The following is a 16,834-nucleotide window of genomic DNA, read 5'->3' on the forward strand; positions in this document are numbered from 1 at the left end:
GGATATTAGTATTTACCATCTGCCAGTTGAGTTTAAGTATCTGATTTGCTGGGTTAATATTTGTTGTGTGTTTTTCGGCTTTTTAGTGCTTTTATTTACAGCTCTTCATTAGTATTTCAAGTTAACCGAGCCCAGTATCCGTAAACAAAGACTTCATCTATCTAAATAAGAGAAACGATAAGCAAAAAAAAATGGCAACCCAATGGGTTGCCAGAAGTATCTCTTGCGGGACATGAGTTAATAATGCGCTAGCGTATTAACACTTTCCCAAATAAGGGGGGATGATGATGAACGTTAACATGAAAAAGTCTAGRRCAAATGGGAGAATTCACCGTGCCTATGATGGCGCTTGTCGGTTTTGTGCTCGGGGCCATGTGGGCAGAAAGAATTCGTAATACTGTGGGCTTATCTCATTTCTTTGGCCGACTAGTAGGCATGAGAAATGGTTAGCTACTAGAAACTGGCTGATTTTCTGAACAACTAAGCAGTATTCAATAATTTGTAACCACTAGCACTTACCGCCACAATCTTTACCCGTTTTACGGGTATAGGAAACAAGATTACCTTTGGCATCAAGGTGAAAGTCACAACATTGATTAAATAAGCTGTATAAAGACTGGCGGCTTTTTTGCACTCTCGATTTTAAGGTCGAATACTTAATATCTTGCTGTTCAGCATAGGCTTTTTGGGCGACTCCATTGAGCTCAACTGCAGTAAGTAACTCAGCTTCTTCTTGTGGTAAACCATTAATAAATGGCGAAATACAATCAGTCATTTGCTCAAAAATATCTTCGCTTTCTTCTAATGCCCAGTCATATTGTTCTTGTAATTCGCTTGTTTGGTTCTTAGCACGCTTGCGATAAAAATCGATGATGGTGTGATTAGCAATTTGAAATAACCAAGACTTTAGCTTTTTGGTGTCTTGGATTTTTTCTAAGCTGTTATAACTTTTAATTAAGATCTCTTGCAGCAAGTCATCCACATCAGCATGGTTGGAGACATTTTTAGTCAAAAATGCCTTGAGGCTAGTGCGATATTCTGCCCAAATAGTTTCGATGCTGATAGCGGTTGATGTTGTCATATAAGTTCCTATAAAGCGCCTTATTTGAAACGCAAAACTGATCTAAGCCATACTTAGATCAGTTTGTGTGTTGTCTTAATATACACTGTAGCGCTGCACTATCAGGCTGTATAACGCCTACAGCCTATTGATTTGCTATTTGAATAGCGATTTAACCGCAGCAATTCGCACTCCCACTGCAACTTGTTTGCACAATATCTTTGCCTTCAGCCAAATAGGTATTGGTTAAATAAAAGCCTGAGAATTTTTCAACAAAATCACTCGATACTGTTTTTTCAACTAAGCTTGATGTCATTATAGCTTGTTGCCATGCTTGCATTTTTGGTAATCCGCATAGCATGTCATAGCCCGAATTTTGCTTAATAATATCAGCGCGGTGAAGTAGTGGTAACCAAGCTAAATCGACGTTGCTTAATGCATCAGACTTAAAGAACTGGGTGCTGCCAGTAAGCTGATTTTCAGCTTTTTGGAACGCTTTGTACAATTTTTCAAACCGAGCTTCTAAGGTCGCTTTATCTTTGCTGCTCATCGCGCCACATTGTGCTAAATAATGCTTAGACCCTAAGTAACTCCACGCTCGATCTAATGCGCGCTGCTCATTGGTAACGTGTTGCTCAAGTGGACCATATTCATCTTCGATGTATTCAATAATCGCATCAGACTCAAATAATGAAGTGCCATTTTCAGTGACCATCACCGGCACTTGTCCATTCGGTGAAATATCTAAAAACCATTGTGGTTTATCACTTAAGCTGATGTATTCAATTTCATAAGCTATATTTTTAGCCGCTAATGCTGCGGTAACACGTTGAACAAATGGACAGATTTTAAAGCTGATAATTTTAATCATGGTTTGTGCCTTCTTATGATGTAATGCAAATTTAATTGTTTAATTACTCATAAGACGAAGGCTGATAAAAAAAGACGAAACTTTTTATCTTCTACTCTAAAGGCTATTAACCCCAATTTAGGTAATAGCTCTATATCAATGGTTTACTGGTATTAAGCTAACATTGCAGCCATAGCTAGCAATACAAACAAACCTGCTGTAATTCTGCGTATTAATGCTAATGGCAACTTATCTGCAGACAGTTTTCCAATTATCACCACAGGGACATTGGCGAGTAGCATGCCGATAGTGGTTCCTATCACCACCATCGCTAGCGCATCAGCGTATTGAGCGCCAAGAATAGAGGTGGCTATCTGAGTTTTATCGCCTATTTCGGCAATGAAAAAGGCGATAAAGCTGGCAACAAATGGCCCTCTGTTTGAGACTTTCTCATCGTCATCGAGCTTATCAGGAACAAGTATCCACGCTGCCATCGCTAAAAAGCTTATTGCTAGTACCCAAGTTAATACCTGAGGAGAAAGGTAGTCGGCGATGACTACACCTAAATATGCAGCTAAAGCATGATTGGCAATCGTCGCTAGAAAAATGGCAGCAATAATGGGAATGGGTTTACGGTAGCGGCTGGCTAGCAGTAAAGATAACAGTTGGGTTTTATCACCAATTTCGGCTAATGCGACAGTGGTAATGGAAATCGCTAATACGCTCACAGAATACTCTTTTGGAGGCGGGGATTATGATTAACCTAAGACAATGCTCACTCCCCACCTCGGGTTGCGATCATTGTCTATGGTCTCACTAAACTCAGTTGGTACTGAGTCTTGAACGCCATGATGATGTGCATCAATTATGTTGACGAACAAACCGACTTATTTAAAGGCTGTTTAAATGAGTGGCAAGTTACTCCCCAAAGACAGCCGCAGTGTAAAGATTGTCAGGATATTTATCAAGCAAAAATCTAGCTTACAAAGAAGCTTATTTCAGAGGTTATTGTTAAAAGAAACGGCTGTTTACTTTGTAAATCCTTGTTGGGATATGCTTAACCCTCATTAAATAGTCCAAATGACATTGATTTAGTTTGATTATCAAGGTATTTTAAATAAATACTTTGATAGTCAAACTAAAAGGTGCCCAAGTGCAATTTACTACTGAACATCAACATGACTTTTGTGCACAGCAAAGTTCAGGTGAAAGAAGAACCTTATATGTTTTAATCTTGACCGTGACAGCTATGGTGGTGGAGATTATTGCAGGTACCGTTTTTGGCTCGATGGCATTACTGGCAGATGGCTGGCACATGGGCACCCATGCCGCCGCATTTTGCATCACCTTGTTTGCGTATCGTTATGCGAGAAAACATGCTCACACTGATAAATTTTCATTTGGGCCAGGAAAGGTGAGTGTTCTTGGGGGATATACCAGTGCAATAGTATTGGGTATCGTTGCATTATTAATGATTGTTGAATCTGTTCACCGTTTATTTAATCCGCAAACCATTCAGTTTAATGAAGCGATCATGGTGGCATTTATTGGCTTAGCGGTGAATGTGGCCAGTATTTTCTTGCTGGGTGAGCACCATCATCATGATCATGACGATTCACACAGCCATGGACATTCACATGGCCATTCGCACAGTCACTCGCATGGTCATTCGCACAGTCACTCTCATGGTCATTCACGCGGCCATTCGCATGCTCATGCGCACGAGCAGCTCAATGAAAAAGACAATGCTAATTCGCATAGCGACAAACATCATGATCATAATTTGCGTGCAGCCTACATGCATGTTTTGGCTGATGCTTTAACCTCTGTGTTAGCGATTATTGCACTGGTTTTTGGCAAGTTTTACGGCTGGCATTGGTTAGATGCTGTTATGGGCATCGTCGGTGCGATTGTGATTACTAAGTGGACATTAGGTTTGATGAAGCAAACAAGCCCAGTGCTACTTGATGAAAATATTGATGTTCAGTATAGAGACAAGATTATCGCAACATTGGCACCCTATGCAGATGTTAAAGATATGCATATATGGAAGATCAGCGGTCATCATTATTCAGCAGCATTAACGTTAGTGGCAAAACAAGCTGATTTTTCTGTGGCTGAATATAAGACCTTACTGAGTCAATTTGATAAAATCCATCATCTAACGCTTGAAGTGCACCCGATGAGATAATAATGCCAAATACCGAATTGCTTAACCAAACTATTACTGAGTTTTACGACAAGATGTCTTCTTGGGAGCAGTCTGTTGTCAAAGAAACAGGCTATTCACTGGCGCAAACTCATACCATTGAGGTGTTGGGTTGTCATGGTGCACTTAGAATGAAAGAGTTAGCGCAAAAGCTTGGGATAACGACAGGAACATTAACTGTTCAAGTGGATAAATTGGTAAATTTAGCGCTAATTGAACGTGGTGCACACCCTGAAGATGGTCGTTCAACTGTGGTTAAACTTACTCAGGCCGGTGAGGAAATTCATCGGCAGCATAACCAACTACACCTTGAGCTAATGAATGATCTTACCCGTCATGTTTCTGCAGAAGAAGCACAAATCCTATTGTCATGTTTACAGAAAATGAATCAAGAATTTTAGCTGAAAGGCGAACATCCCCCACGAGTGAACCGAAATTATTTCTGTCTATTACTTTTTAGTGAATTTAAACCGAGGTTATGATCAAAGTTCTTTGTTATATATGTAACTAAAGGTAACAAATATATCTTTAAATCAATAATTTATCTAGAATGGAATACTGTGTTACTCTGAAGTAGATATACTGCTAAAGGGTTATGATGTTGAGGTTTTATATGGACATAGTATTGATGAAAAGGTGGCGGGTTTGCCTATTCGGCTGTCTTTCTTTGCTCTGCGGTAACGTATTTGCTAATGAAACCCTAATAGAATTACAAAATGCAGTGGCTGATGTCACACCTGCAGAAGCTGTTGTACTGTTGGATGAATTTGATATAACCAACAGCGGCCTGTCGGCGCAGCAACAAGCACAAGCCTATTTTCTATACGGGCAAGCTTATGAAAAAACTCGCGATCTAAACCAAGCTATTGAAAGTTACGATAAAGGCATTGCTTTAGTTAAATATTTGCCAGTGTCAGACATTCTCATTGATAGTCATTTAGAACGTTCTTTTGCGTTATATCTCCAATCTAATGATCCGGCGACCTATTGCGTTGATAGAAAACAAGCGCTTGAATATGCCCGCAAACACACTAATTCAGAACTCCTCGCTAAAACGCTGACCCAAAATGCTTTTTGTTATATTGAACCGGACAACATTTATAAAGGCATTGATTTACTTGATGAAGCAATAATGGTGGTGGATAAAAGTGATCAATTAAATGTTAATCGTAAGGCTTTAATTTACAACGCGACAGGCAGCTTATATCGTCGTGTGGGGTTGCATCAACGTGGCTATGAAAACTTTAAAATAGCTTATGAAACCTGGAAAACTATCAACGATATTGAAGATATGTTTAACATGCAGCACAACATGTTAAGCCAAGCGATTAAGTTAGGTGATTGGGAAAAAGCTGAAGATAGCATCCTGCGGCAATTTGAGTTAGCAAGAGAAGCTAATGGTGAAGGAGACTTATTGTTTTTCTCACACCTTAATGCGGGTCAACTTGCCCTAAGAACATACGACTTTACCCAAGCAGTTGTTCATCTTGAAAAAGCACTCTCGTTACAAGATACCACCAGAGAGCAATACTTTATAACGAGTACTTATTTGTATTTGGCTCTTGCCTATACACGTAGCGGTGACTTGAATAAAGCAGCTGAAATGGCAAGAATATTTAGACTGGATGATAAATTTCCAGCCAATATGAAGGATATGATGTTAAAGGCTGATGCGATTATTGCACTGGCTGAAAATAACCCTGCTAAAGCGGCCAATTTATTTCTTCAGGTAGTGGATATTGAGCGAGAGAACAATCAAAGCATTATTGACAGTAAAGTACTAACTAGCTCACTAGACCATAATATTAAATTGGCTTCTTTTGAAAATGAATTACTTGAAAATCGCTTAGCAATTAATGAATTAAATTGGGCTGCAATAGAAGATAAAGAGCGGATTAGTGATTTAAGACTGACACTTTTTCTGGTGCTGGCGATAGTGTTATTTGCCATTGTTCTGGTGTTACTGCACTCAAGAAAGACCTTAAAAGAGCGCGCGCAAACAGATTACCTTACGGGCCTAGCTAATCGGGGATATACTTTCCAGAAAGGTCAAAAAATCATAGAAAAAGCAATACGCAAAGGTCACAGCGCCTCGGTGATTATATTTGATATTGATAATTTTAAAGCGATCAATGACACATATGGCCATCATATTGGTGATTTAGCCATTAAAGCTGCAGCTAAAAGAGCGAGAAGTTGGCTCAAAAAAGAAGATTTAGTGGGCAGGATCGGTGGTGAAGAATTTTTAATAATCTTGGACAACACTAACTTAGATGACGCATTTACCATTTCAGATCGACTCCGTAATGGCATTGCGGCGCAGTCATTCCAATTTGAAGACGTGAACGTTGAATTTACCATTAGTTTAGGCGTTGCCACCCTCGACCGCGTATCGACCACATTATCTGATTTAACCAAGCAAGCTGATGATGCGCTATATCAAGCTAAATTTTCCGGTAAAAATAAAGTGTATCTTGCTAAACAGTGCGCGTAGGACTTAATGATGAGTGTTAATCGCACTCTTTGTGAGTGCGGTTAGTATTATCTTTAAATATTAAAATCCGCTACCTACTTTAAAGTAAAGTGCGCTTTCTTCTTCGCTAAACGCCACATCAACTCCCATATGGATGCCGTAGCGACGGGCAATTTGATAGCGAAACCCCACGCCATAGGCTGATATCAATTCATCAGAAGATGACTCGGTTATCGAATTGGCTTGAGTGGATGAGCTTAATAATTCATTGTTTTGAACGGCATAACCTAATCCGTAAAATCCAGACAAGGTCCAGCGATTATTCAGGTGGTACATGATTTGGGTTTGTAATGTCGCCACCTGATCGCCTTGATAGCGATATGACGAGACACCTCGTAAATCGATATAAGGCTTTACTGTAGGCGGCAAGGCGTCATCTTTGGCATAAAAAGCTTGGTAGTCACCTGCGACCGCTAAAGTCCACTTGTCGGCAACAGGCCAAAAACTTTGACCACTGACTTCTAAACTATCGTACAAATAATCAGAACCCATAGCCTTGTTATAACTCATGTACTCAGCTGACAATAAATAACCTTCAGACGGGTAAAACATATTGTCGCGAGTATCGTACTCAGCAGCTAAGCCAAGCCCTGAAGTGGTATTGTGATCTCCAAGCGCTTTCTCAAAAATCCAATCAACAACTTGGTTCGATGAAGAAATACTCGATTGTGCCCAAAACTGTTTTATTCCCAGCATTAAGCTAGTGTCAGGGATTCTAAATAATAGCTTCTGACTGGCGAATGCTGCTGTGGTTTGGGTATCAAATTGAAGTGGCTGCTCAACAGGAAGTAGACCGCCTAATGTAGAGTAAAGATCAAAGTTCACTTCCCCCGCACCACCAATAGCCGTATAGCGAATATGATCTTGCTTCCATGAATGCCGATGACCAGCAAAGGCAAACCAAGAGCCATTATCAGTAGCCAAAGCACCTACGGCGGTTATTGCAGGCGGAATGAGCTTAGCCCCGCCATCTAAAGATGCCATGGCTTGCTCTTGTCTGTGGGCTTTTTCTTCATCTGATTCATGCAAAAATAGTCCAACTACACCGCCACCCACACCTACAGCTGGCTCTGTAATGATTACAGGTACGGGTAAAAAACCATAGGCATTTTCGGCTAGGTAATGCCCCATGTCGAATTGGCCATCAATAGGGTCGAAGTAATCATTATCGTTATCTGCCTGCACAGTGTGACTAAATAGAATTGAACAAATGATAATTTTTCTCAACATGAGAGGTGACCTGATAGCTAGCGCAGTAAAAGAGCGTTTTAAATGACATGAAAGGGTTAATTAAGAAAGCGGTAATGAGGTCCCTTGGAGTGGATAAGTATGCTTATAGTTGAATTAAAGCACCCTCATTACCGCTTAATGCCTGTTGGCAGAAAGGAATATAATGGAATTCGAATAAAGTCATAACTCGCTTATGATGGATGAAACCCTCACAAAGCTTGTATAAGTGTAGGGAAAGCCCAAGCTTAATACTCAGCTTACTGCTACCAATAAGCCGTTAATCTGTTATAAAAGGCTTCGAGTCGCTTACCGACTGAATCAATCTCAACCATTTCAGCTTCACCCTCTTATTCATCCTTATCCTTAACCACTGCTGATTTCAGGCATTACTTTTTAGCCTATTGCCTAGCTGAGTGATCGCGATGAAAAGGATATGATTTGCACCATGTTAGTGCGAGGCGTGATTTAAAACCCAGCAACAAACCTAGTATTCCTCCAAAAAAGTGAAGTTTCATGAAATATTGCTAAAAAAATTTGTTTAAATTTTTCAATGGTTAACGAATTTGTTTGACCCAATTTAGTGCAGTTTAGGATGATCTGGCACATTACCTGAAACGTTTTAAACAGAGAGATTTTTTGTTTGCGTAAGGAAGGGAATAAACATGACCACACGACCGCTAATTTTTACCGACATGGATGGCACTTTACTCGACCATTATGATTATAGCTTTTCGAGCGCAATTGAAGTGATTGAGGCATTGGTAGAAAAACAAATTCCTATCATTCCAAACACCAGCAAAACTTTTGCTGAAATGGAAAAAATTCAACAGACAATTGGTTTTAATTCGCCTTTTATTTCTGAAAATGGAGCGGTGGTTTACATCCCTATTGGCTATTTTGACACTCAACCCGCTGACACCATAACCCAAGGTTATTATTGGGTAAAAGAATTTTGCGAACCAAGAAAACATTGGTTAGAGCTATTGGATACCGAGGCGAGTGACTTTAGCAGTGACTATATTGGTTTTTCAACTTTAACTGCACAAGAGTTATGTGAATTAACTGATTTATCTGAAGAAAAGGCCACACTGGCCTTAGTAAGGCATTATTCAGAGCCTGTGCTATGGACTGCAGATATAAATCGCAAACAAGCCTTTATTAAGCATATGAATAGCCTAGGCGCCAATATGTTGCAAGGTGGCCGCTTTTTACATGTGGGGGGTCATACCGATAAAGGCCGCGCTATGGACTGGTTAGCCCAAGTTTATGCTGATGTTTATCAAACCAGTGTGCAAACCATTGCACTGGGTGACAGTGGCAATGACAGCGCCATGTTAGAAGCTGCTGATGTGGCGATTCAAATTAAATCCCCGACACATACTTTCCCAAAAATTAACACTGCCAATAAGACCATGCAAAGCCAGCAATACGGCCCTAAAGGTTGGGCTGAGTGCTTGCAGGCTTTGTTATTAGAATCATCGACACCAACACCATCATTTACGCTAGAGGAGGCATAACATGGCTGATTTTTATCAAAATGGCATTGTTACTACGCTACATAATTTAACTCAGCGTACCCACGATGAAATGGAAAAGGACTTGATGAAGTTCTCTAAGACTCGTCCTTTAGGCTTGATTTTACCTTCTCTATTTTCAGAGTTAGAAGGTGAGGCATTACCTCAAATCATTAATAAATTGAAAGAAGTGCCATATCTCAATGAAATTGTTATTGGTCTAGATAGAGCCGATAAAGAACAATATAAGCAAGCACTGGGGTTCTTTAATCAATTGCCGCAACATCACCGAGTATTATGGAATGATGGCCCAAGATTACAGGCATTAGATGCCAAACTTAGTGCGTTAGGTTTAGCGCCTAAAGAGCTAGGTAAAGGACGTAATGTCTGGTATTGCATGGGCTACACTTTAGCATCGGGTAAAACTGAATCGGTGGCATTACATGACTGCGATATCGTTACTTATGAAAAGTCATTATTAGCACGCTTACTCTATCCCGTGGCTAACCCTCAGTTTAACTATGAGTTCAGTAAAGGCTATTACGCCCGTATGTCTGATGGAAAGATTAATGGCCGTGTATCACGCCTATTGGTCACGCCATTGATTAAAGCCTTGCAAAGAGTCGTTGGTCATAACGATTATCTAGAATATATGGATAGCTTTCGTTATCCACTTGCGGGTGAATTTTCATTTCGCCGTGATGTATTGAATGATTTGCGTATCCCAAGTGATTGGGGACTGGAAATTGGTGTACTCAGTGAAATGCATCGAAACTATGCTCATAATCGAATTTGTCAGGTCGATATTGCCGATAATTACGATCATAAACATCAAGACTTATCATTAGATAATGCCGAGGCTGGCCTATCTAAAATGTCTATTGATATCACGAAAGCCTTTTTCAGAAAGTTGGCGACTCAAGGTGAAACCTTCAATACTGAAGCGTTCAGAACGTTAAAGGCGACCTATTACCGCATCGCGCTGGACTATGTTGAAACCTACCATAATGATGCGTTGATGAATGGCTTATCCACAGATATCCATACTGAAGAAAAAGCCGTTGAAATGTTCACTCAAAATATTGTTACAGCAGGTCAGCGCTTTTTAGATAACCCGATGGAAACACCATTTATGCCGACGTGGAGTCGTGTGATCAGTGCTATGCCAGATGTGCTTGAACAGCTTAAAGAAGCGGTTGAAGCAGATAATGCCGAGTTCATGTAGAAGTAGGGCCTGTTGACCTTTGCTGACTAAGTTTTGTTCGAAATAAAAGCGTTTTAATCGAGGCGGATGAATTGATGCCTAGTCATCTAAGCACCTTTTATTCACAAAGATGCATTCAACAAATAGCAAAACGCTTTTAGTCGAACCCTTCGGGCAGCGTTTGTTGGTCATTTTTACTGCGTTATCGACTTTTTATGTAGAATAACTACACCACAAAGTCTCTGCCTTGTACAAATGACCAACAATTCGCTGCGAAAACAACCTAGAAAGATCAACAGGCCCTATTGATTGGATTTTCTGGCCTATCGTTTTTACTGTTAGCCATTTGAGTTAAGTATCATCAAGTGACTAACAGTAATTAATAATGATTAACGTTAGAAGAAAGACTTATGACAGAAATTGAAAGTTTAAAACACAAGCTTATTCAACAGCTTGATTGTATTTATAAAGATGTTGAACTCAAGCTATCTAGCGATGAATTAGCTGAATCGTTAATTGATACTATGCGTATTGAGCAAGGCGGCTTTACCCCAAAGCCCTATAGTAACCATTGGTCTGAGCAAGATGTGGTGATGATCACTTATGGCGATAGCATCATTTGCTCTGAACAAAAGCCGTTGGCTACCTTGTCTGAATTTATGAATACGCATCTTGAGTGCATCAATTCGGTGCATATTTTACCCTTTTTTCCATTTAGCTCAGATGATGGTTTTGCGGTTATTGATTACTCCAGTGTCAATGATGGCTTAGGTGATTGGTCTGACATCGAAACCATTGCGAGCAAACGACGCTTGATGTCTGATTTAGTCATAAATCACTGTTCTAGTCGTAGCGCTTGGTTTCAAAACTTTATTAAAGGTGAGGGAGTGGGACATGACTACTTTTTTACTGCCAATATTGATGATGATTTATCAGAAGTAGTGCGCCCAAGAACCTCTGATTTACTTAGGCCAACACATACCAGTAATGGTTGGCAGCAAGTATGGTGTACTTTTAGCCACGATCAAGTTGATTTTGACTTCAGAAACCCGCAAGTCCTGATGGAATTTGTGCGGATTATTCGCCAATATCTCGATGCCGGAGTGAATATATTTCGTTTAGATGCGGTGGCTTTTTTGTGGAAAATTGTAGGGACTAAATCCATCAATTTACCACAAACTCATGAGGTCATACGCTTACTGCGCACCCTTATAGAGCATGCACAATATGATGCAGTGGTCATTACTGAAACCAATATTCCAAATACTCAAAACTTAACCTATTTTGGTAACGCTAACGAAGCCCATTGTATTTATAACTTTTCACTGCCTCCTTTACTGATAAACAGCTTAATTACAGGCAGTTGTTTGTATTTAAAACGCTGGCAAATGAGTATGCCTCCAGCTCAAGACGGTACGACTTACTTTAACTTTATTGCCTCCCATGATGGGGTAGGGTTAAGGCCTGTTGAAGGGATATTGGAAGATGATGAAATCAACACGCTTGTGGATACCATGGCGTTATTTGGCGGCAAAATTTCTAGTCGAACCAGTGAAAGTGGCGAGAAAAAACCTTATGAAATCAATATCGCTTTAATTGATGCCTTACAGGGTACAACCAAAGGCAAAGATCAGCATGGTTTGGCGCGATTTACTTGTGCACATGCGATTATGTTGGGGCTAGAAGGGATCCCAGGGATTTATATTCATAGCTTATTAGGTACTGAAAATGACTATGAAAAGTTGGCGAACACCTCCCATAACCGTTCTATTAACCGCCATCGCTGGGATTATCATACTCTCAATAGCTTATTAGCTGATGAGCAGAATACACACAGTAAAGTGTTAGCGTCATTAACTAAGCTCATTAGTATTCGAACCAACCAGAAAGCCTTTAACCCCAATGCCACCCAGTTTACCTTGCACTTAGGTTTACAGTTATTTGGATTTTGGCGTCAAAGCCGTGATCGTAGACAAAGCATTTTTTGTATCAGTAATATTACCGATCAACCTATGGATTTACCGTTAGCTGAACTTAACTTAATTGGCACTGAAACTTGGTTTGATTTAATTGATGGTGAAGTGATTAGCGATATTACAGCAGTTAAATTGTTAGAGCCTTATCAAACTGTGTGGATAAGCAATGTGGCTTAAGAATTCAGTTACTGGCTTAACTTAAGGCAAATACTAAACATATAGTGTTTGCCTTAAGTTCTTATTTTATTGCCTATGATGGCCAATGATTTTTTGGCCCTGACTCATTCTTACTCCAAGAAATGGATCATTTTCATACATAGAAATCATTACACCTTTTAACCAATTATCAGCTAAGCGGTGCCACTTTCTACCTGCTTCCTTACTTGTTGGGCTGTCGAATACCTCAGTTGTTTTCATTGCTTTCAATTCAGTGTTATTTACTAAATCAAATGCGAACATTGAGAAGACCTCTTCAACGCCTTCGTGCATATATTGTTTAAGTAATGCAGCATCATTCTCTAGCCAAACCTTAGCTTGCATACCCGCTGCTTCTTCTGTTGTATACGTATTACCGACAGCTTTAATCTTTTTATCTCTTTTGATTATGGCTTTATTTCTAGCAAACGTATCTGAAGGTAGGTCTTTGTATTCTAGTTTTATTTCAGCTATTTGAGCTTCAATTTCTTCTGGGGATTTGATGTTGCTAATTGTTCTAGCTGATCTTGATTGGTACAAAAATTTATTACGATATAACAGTGAAGGTTTCTTACCTTTTTTAGGTTCGTATAACTCTACACTTAAAAAAACATGCAGCATTCTGTTTGAAGGTGTCAGGCTATAGTCTGGCGATAGCACTAAAAAAGCTGGTTTCCCGCCGAAGCTAAGTGATTTAATGCCTTTTGAAGGCCATTCATTTAATACTTTTACTTCGTTATCAGCTAGTTGTGGTAGTTGGGTAATTAGCTGTTGATATTGCTTCTGATAGGCTTTTTCTAGCGCGTCGCTTTCTAGTACTTCACGCAGTTTATTAATAGCGTCTTCAGCATCTGTTTCGCGTGACTCATTAACAATAGCTTCTGTTATTCCAACAAGAAGCCCCCCTAATGCCCCCGCAGATACTCCAGCTGCGCCAGCGGCATGAGACTCAAATCTATTGTATTGTGCTCCCAATTTATTACTGGTTAAGTTGGCATAAATTCGCGAGTTATCCAGTTTTTCCATATTTTCTTTTGCTAAATCAGTTTTATATGGAACAGAACCACAGCCTGATAATAAAGTAAAAGCTATCAATGCTAAAACGTATTTCATTAATTATCCCTAATTTTCATGATGTTACCAATAGTTATTGTAACAACAATGTTAACTGGGACGGTAGGTTAATTTACTTTTCTATCATTAATTATTTCTCTGCAAGGGTATATTGCTTCAAAATATCATCAAGACCTGCTGATGATTCTGATAAATTTGCCGCGAGAGATACTGAGCGGTGGGCTGTTTCTCGAATGGTTTCTGCTTGGCCTCGAATATCGTTTAACTGGCTGGCAATATCACGAGAAGCTGCGCTTTGTTCTTCTGATGAGGCGGCGATTTGCGAACTCATATCAAATACATGGCTGATTGAACCCACCATGCTATCAACATCCTCACCGACAGATTCGATGGCGGTTCTGCCTTGGTTGGCTTGTGACACAATATCGGTAGTGATGTGAGATAAGGTATTGGTATCTTTTTGCAATCCTTCAATCATGGTTTGAATTTCTACCGTGGCTTGTTGGGTTCGACTTGCAAGTGTCCGAACCTCATCGGCTACCACTGCAAAACCACGACCTTGTTCACCTGCTCGCGCGGCTTCAATGGCTGCATTTAGTGCTAGCAAATTGGTCTGTTCAGATATGCTATTAATGGTTGTTACTACCGCGCCAATATTGGCCGCAGCTTGTGAAAGTTCACCAACAGAGGTCGATGCCTCTGAAATGCGACTGGTTAGCACACCGATACGCTTTACCGCTTCAGCAATTTGAGTTTGACTATTGTTGGCTTGGGCTGAATTTTGTTGGCTTTGTTCGGATGTGCCGCTGGCATTATGAGACACCTCTTCGATGGCGGCGGTCATTTGGGTCATTGCCACTGATACCGTATCTAAAAACTCATGTTGATACTGAGTGAGCTCTTCACTTTGGTTTGCTTGCTGGTTGAACTCGTTAGCAGCTTCAGAGAGGGTTTGAGCATTAGCGGCAATAGCAGTGACCATTTCACTCATATTATCGGCGCTGCGATCTATCTCACGAGCAATTAAGCTGAAATCGTCGGTACCAAAAAAGTTAAGTCGGCAAGTTAAGTCGCCATCTGCAAGACGTTTAATTGCCACATACATATCCCATAATCCTCCGCCTAACGATGTCGACGTCCAGTAGCAGACTAAATACAGCGGCAATAAACCTAAAAAGGCAAATAATAGCAGGTAGTTGGCACTTGAAAATGCATCAGCTTCCAACTTAGCAACATTAACAGTGATGATGATTGCTTGGTTATCAATAGGGGCGCTGACGGTGACATTATTACCACTGCGTCTTGCTTGGGTTAATGGGCCTATTTGGGCATCTAGTCGCTGGGCATAGTCCATTAATGATTGACCCTCAAGTGCCAGGGCACGTGCGCCATCGGCAAGAGCTTCGACTCTCGATTGGGCAAACGTTTCAGAGGCTTGTTCAATTTTAGACGTGGTCGAGAAGTAATTACTGACAGCGATTGCGGCAGTTATTATGGTGACGAGTGTACAAATAACCCAAAACTTACCATTTAAACTCAACTTAATGAGAATGGCGTCGACTTTGCGAAAATTGATTTGTTTCATGTCGAGTATTCCTTTATTCAAAGTCACATCATCCGTGCCGACAACCTTTATCAAGGCTGTCTGGATATCAATATGCTTTGTAAATCTTAGTGACGTTAAGCTTGCCTGTCACACGTTGATATAGGTTGAAGTTAAGCATGGTACCGAGTATCGATATTGATTAACCCGAGGCAGATCTCAGTCTTATTGTCATTGACTATTTTTTATCATTTTCTATTATCAAGCGTGCATCTGAAGCCGGTATTTAGTTTAGTCGTCTCTTAGAGGTCATGCTGGCGGCTTCATTTGAACTAGATTTGATGTTTATAAGGTTTTATCGGCTTGCTTGTCTGTTTTGTTAGGCATATTTATAGGTAATTTAATCAGTGGCATGTATTAGGTGCCATCCTCTTATCATCTACACATGTTTTGTCTCATATTTACCTAAATTCTTGTTAAGTACCTTTGTAAATAATTGATGTGAATATTAAATTTTGCGATGAAGCCCGCTATTTTTTTATGTGTACTCGTTATTCTTACGATGAATAGCGAGATGACGTAATGTCGTGTCGGTGAAATACATGGAAATGAAGAAATATAGGACGTGTAAAAATGAAAAAATGGTTAGTAACCTTGGCAGTACTCAGTGGTTTTTCAATGACTACTGCAGCGAGTGAAAAAGTGGAATTCAGAGCTGCAGGTAGTTTAAAGGCTGCAATGACAGACGTTATCACACAATACCAACAACAATACGGCGTCAATGTTGCTTCACAATTTGCTCCTTCAGGGTTATTAAGACAACGAATAGAGCAAGGTGAGAAAGTGGATTTGTATGCATCAGCCAATATGAAGCATCCCCAAACATTAAACAAGGACACTATAGCGGGACCTGTTGTGCGCTTTGCTGGCAATAAACTTTGTGCAATCACCCAAGCTAATGTGTCAGTGACAAGTGAACAATTGTTGCAACGCATGCTAGCGAAAGACATTAGAGTTGGTACTTCTACCCCTAAAGCGGATCCTGCAGGTGACTATGCATGGAAACTGTTTGCTAAAGCAGAAAAAGTACAACCAGGCTCGGAAAAATTATTACAACAAAAAGCACTACAGTTAACCGGTGGTGAACATTCTGCCAAAGCACCAGAAGGTCGTAATCCTTATGGTTGGGTGATGGAAAATAACCAAGCTGATATCTTTTTAACCTATTGTACTAACGCAGTATTGGCACAAAAAGAAGTGCCAGCATTACGCATTGTCAGTGTGCCAGAGGAGTTGTCGGTGGGCGCACAATATGGGCTAACGCTAATTAATGGTGCAACGCCAGAATCTGCAGGCTTAGCGCATTTTATTTTGTCCAGCGAAGGACAAGAAATATTAGCGCAATACGGCTTTGATACCCCATTAAAGTAACGAGGTTTAGGCCAG

At 40.2% G+C, this 16,834-nt stretch carries 14 protein-coding genes; 8 read left to right on the plus strand and 6 right to left on the minus strand.

The window, feature by feature from the left end; translation table 11 throughout:
- Positions 1-318: 318 nt before the first annotated feature.
- The gene (locus FNZ24_RS21820) at positions 319-450 is read left to right on the plus strand and encodes a hypothetical protein (RefSeq protein WP_267463719.1); all 132 of its coding nucleotides are present in this window, start codon (positions 319-321) and stop codon (positions 448-450) included.
- 58 nt (positions 451-508) lie between these two features.
- Here FNZ24_RS21820 and sigZ read toward each other — a convergent pair whose 3' ends face one another.
- The 3 genes from sigZ to FNZ24_RS03170 form a co-directional block, all read right to left on the minus strand.
- Complete coding sequence (gene sigZ, locus FNZ24_RS03160; RefSeq protein WP_228768357.1) at positions 509-1,081, minus strand: RNA polymerase sigma factor SigZ; 573 nt, start codon at positions 1,079-1,081, stop codon at positions 509-511.
- 151 nt (positions 1,082-1,232) lie between these two features.
- Positions 1,233-1,931 carry a glutathione S-transferase family protein gene (locus tag FNZ24_RS03165; RefSeq protein ID WP_153912976.1) on the minus strand — a complete coding sequence of 233 codons (699 nt, stop codon included), beginning with the start codon at positions 1,929-1,931 and terminating at the stop codon, positions 1,233-1,235.
- Positions 1,932-2,083: 152 nt separating this feature from the next.
- Positions 2,084-2,638 (minus strand): TMEM165/GDT1 family protein, encoded by a 555-nt coding sequence (locus FNZ24_RS03170; protein WP_153912977.1) that lies wholly within the window; start codon positions 2,636-2,638, stop codon positions 2,084-2,086.
- A 425-nt stretch (positions 2,639-3,063) separates the two neighbouring features.
- Between FNZ24_RS03170 and FNZ24_RS03175 the strand changes: the two genes are divergently transcribed.
- The 3 genes from FNZ24_RS03175 (at position 3,064) to FNZ24_RS03185 (ending at position 6,613) form a co-directional block, all read left to right on the plus strand.
- Positions 3,064-4,101, plus strand: coding sequence for a cation diffusion facilitator family transporter (locus tag FNZ24_RS03175; protein WP_228768358.1), 1,038 nt, complete (start codon positions 3,064-3,066; stop codon positions 4,099-4,101).
- A gap of 2 nt (positions 4,102-4,103) precedes the next feature.
- A complete protein-coding gene (locus tag FNZ24_RS03180) occupies positions 4,104-4,520 on the plus strand; it encodes a MarR family winged helix-turn-helix transcriptional regulator (protein WP_153912978.1) in 417 nt (138 codons plus the stop codon).
- Between the two features lie 227 nt (positions 4,521-4,747).
- Entirely contained in the window at positions 4,748-6,613 is a 1,866-nt protein-coding gene (locus tag FNZ24_RS03185; protein ID WP_228768359.1) for a GGDEF domain-containing protein, read from the plus strand.
- 60 nt (positions 6,614-6,673) lie between these two features.
- On the opposite strand, the gene FNZ24_RS03190 is transcribed toward FNZ24_RS03185, so the two are convergent.
- Positions 6,674-7,882 carry a BamA/TamA family outer membrane protein gene (locus tag FNZ24_RS03190; protein WP_153912980.1) on the minus strand — a complete coding sequence of 403 codons (1,209 nt, stop codon included), beginning with the start codon at positions 7,880-7,882 and terminating at the stop codon, positions 6,674-6,676.
- Positions 7,883-8,544: 662 nt separating this feature from the next.
- On the opposite strand from FNZ24_RS03190, the gene FNZ24_RS03195 reads away from it, so the two are divergent.
- The 3 genes from FNZ24_RS03195 (at position 8,545) to FNZ24_RS03205 (ending at position 12,753) form a co-directional block, all read left to right on the plus strand.
- Complete coding sequence (locus FNZ24_RS03195) at positions 8,545-9,399, plus strand: HAD-IIB family hydrolase (protein WP_153912981.1); 855 nt, start codon at positions 8,545-8,547, stop codon at positions 9,397-9,399.
- Between the two features lies 1 nt (position 9,400).
- Positions 9,401-10,621 (plus strand): glycosyl transferase, encoded by a 1,221-nt coding sequence (locus tag FNZ24_RS03200; RefSeq protein ID WP_153912982.1) that lies wholly within the window; start codon positions 9,401-9,403, stop codon positions 10,619-10,621.
- Positions 10,622-11,010: 389 nt separating this feature from the next.
- A complete protein-coding gene (locus FNZ24_RS03205; RefSeq protein ID WP_153912983.1) occupies positions 11,011-12,753 on the plus strand; it encodes a sugar phosphorylase in 1,743 nt (580 codons plus the stop codon).
- Between the two features lie 66 nt (positions 12,754-12,819).
- On the opposite strand, the gene FNZ24_RS03210 is transcribed toward FNZ24_RS03205, so the two are convergent.
- Both FNZ24_RS03210 and FNZ24_RS03215 read right to left on the minus strand, forming a co-directional pair.
- Positions 12,820-13,884, minus strand: a complete 1,065-nt coding sequence (locus FNZ24_RS03210; RefSeq protein ID WP_153912984.1) for a hypothetical protein — start codon at positions 13,882-13,884, stop codon at positions 12,820-12,822.
- Between the two features lie 91 nt (positions 13,885-13,975).
- A complete protein-coding gene (locus FNZ24_RS03215; protein WP_153912985.1) occupies positions 13,976-15,430 on the minus strand; it encodes a methyl-accepting chemotaxis protein in 1,455 nt (484 codons plus the stop codon).
- A 591-nt stretch (positions 15,431-16,021) separates the two neighbouring features.
- On the opposite strand from FNZ24_RS03215, the gene FNZ24_RS03220 reads away from it, so the two are divergent.
- Positions 16,022-16,819 (plus strand): molybdate ABC transporter substrate-binding protein, encoded by a 798-nt coding sequence (locus FNZ24_RS03220; RefSeq protein ID WP_153912986.1) that lies wholly within the window; start codon positions 16,022-16,024, stop codon positions 16,817-16,819.
- The last annotated feature ends 15 nt before the right edge of the window (positions 16,820-16,834 follow it).

Source organism: Shewanella sp. TC10, from assembly GCF_009663145.1.
Taxonomy (GTDB): domain Bacteria; phylum Pseudomonadota; class Gammaproteobacteria; order Enterobacterales; family Shewanellaceae; genus Shewanella.

Bases quoted from the DNA above. Each gene is read 5' to 3' on its own strand.
- FNZ24_RS03165 (WP_153912976.1), bottom strand. From the start codon at position 1,931: ATGATTAAAATTATCAGCTTTAAAATCTGTCCATTTGTTCAACGTGTT.
- FNZ24_RS03210 (WP_153912984.1), bottom strand. From the start codon at position 13,884: ATGAAATACGTTTTAGCATTGATAGCTTTTACTTTATTATCAGGCTGT.
- FNZ24_RS03195 (WP_153912981.1), top strand. From the start codon at position 8,545: ATGACCACACGACCGCTAATTTTTACCGACATGGATGGCACTTTACTC.
- FNZ24_RS03205 (WP_153912983.1), top strand. From the start codon at position 11,011: ATGACAGAAATTGAAAGTTTAAAACACAAGCTTATTCAACAGCTTGAT.
- FNZ24_RS03190 (WP_153912980.1), bottom strand. From the start codon at position 7,882: ATGTTGAGAAAAATTATCATTTGTTCAATTCTATTTAGTCACACTGTG.
- sigZ (WP_228768357.1), bottom strand. From the start codon at position 1,081: ATGACAACATCAACCGCTATCAGCATCGAAACTATTTGGGCAGAATAT.
- FNZ24_RS03215 (WP_153912985.1), bottom strand. From the start codon at position 15,430: ATGAAACAAATCAATTTTCGCAAAGTCGACGCCATTCTCATTAAGTTG.
- FNZ24_RS03200 (WP_153912982.1), top strand. From the start codon at position 9,401: ATGGCTGATTTTTATCAAAATGGCATTGTTACTACGCTACATAATTTA.
- FNZ24_RS21820 (WP_267463719.1), top strand. From the start codon at position 319: ATGGGAGAATTCACCGTGCCTATGATGGCGCTTGTCGGTTTTGTGCTC.
- FNZ24_RS03220 (WP_153912986.1), top strand. From the start codon at position 16,022: ATGAAAAAATGGTTAGTAACCTTGGCAGTACTCAGTGGTTTTTCAATG.
- FNZ24_RS03185 (WP_228768359.1), top strand. From the start codon at position 4,748: ATGAAAAGGTGGCGGGTTTGCCTATTCGGCTGTCTTTCTTTGCTCTGC.
- FNZ24_RS03180 (WP_153912978.1), top strand. From the start codon at position 4,104: ATGCCAAATACCGAATTGCTTAACCAAACTATTACTGAGTTTTACGAC.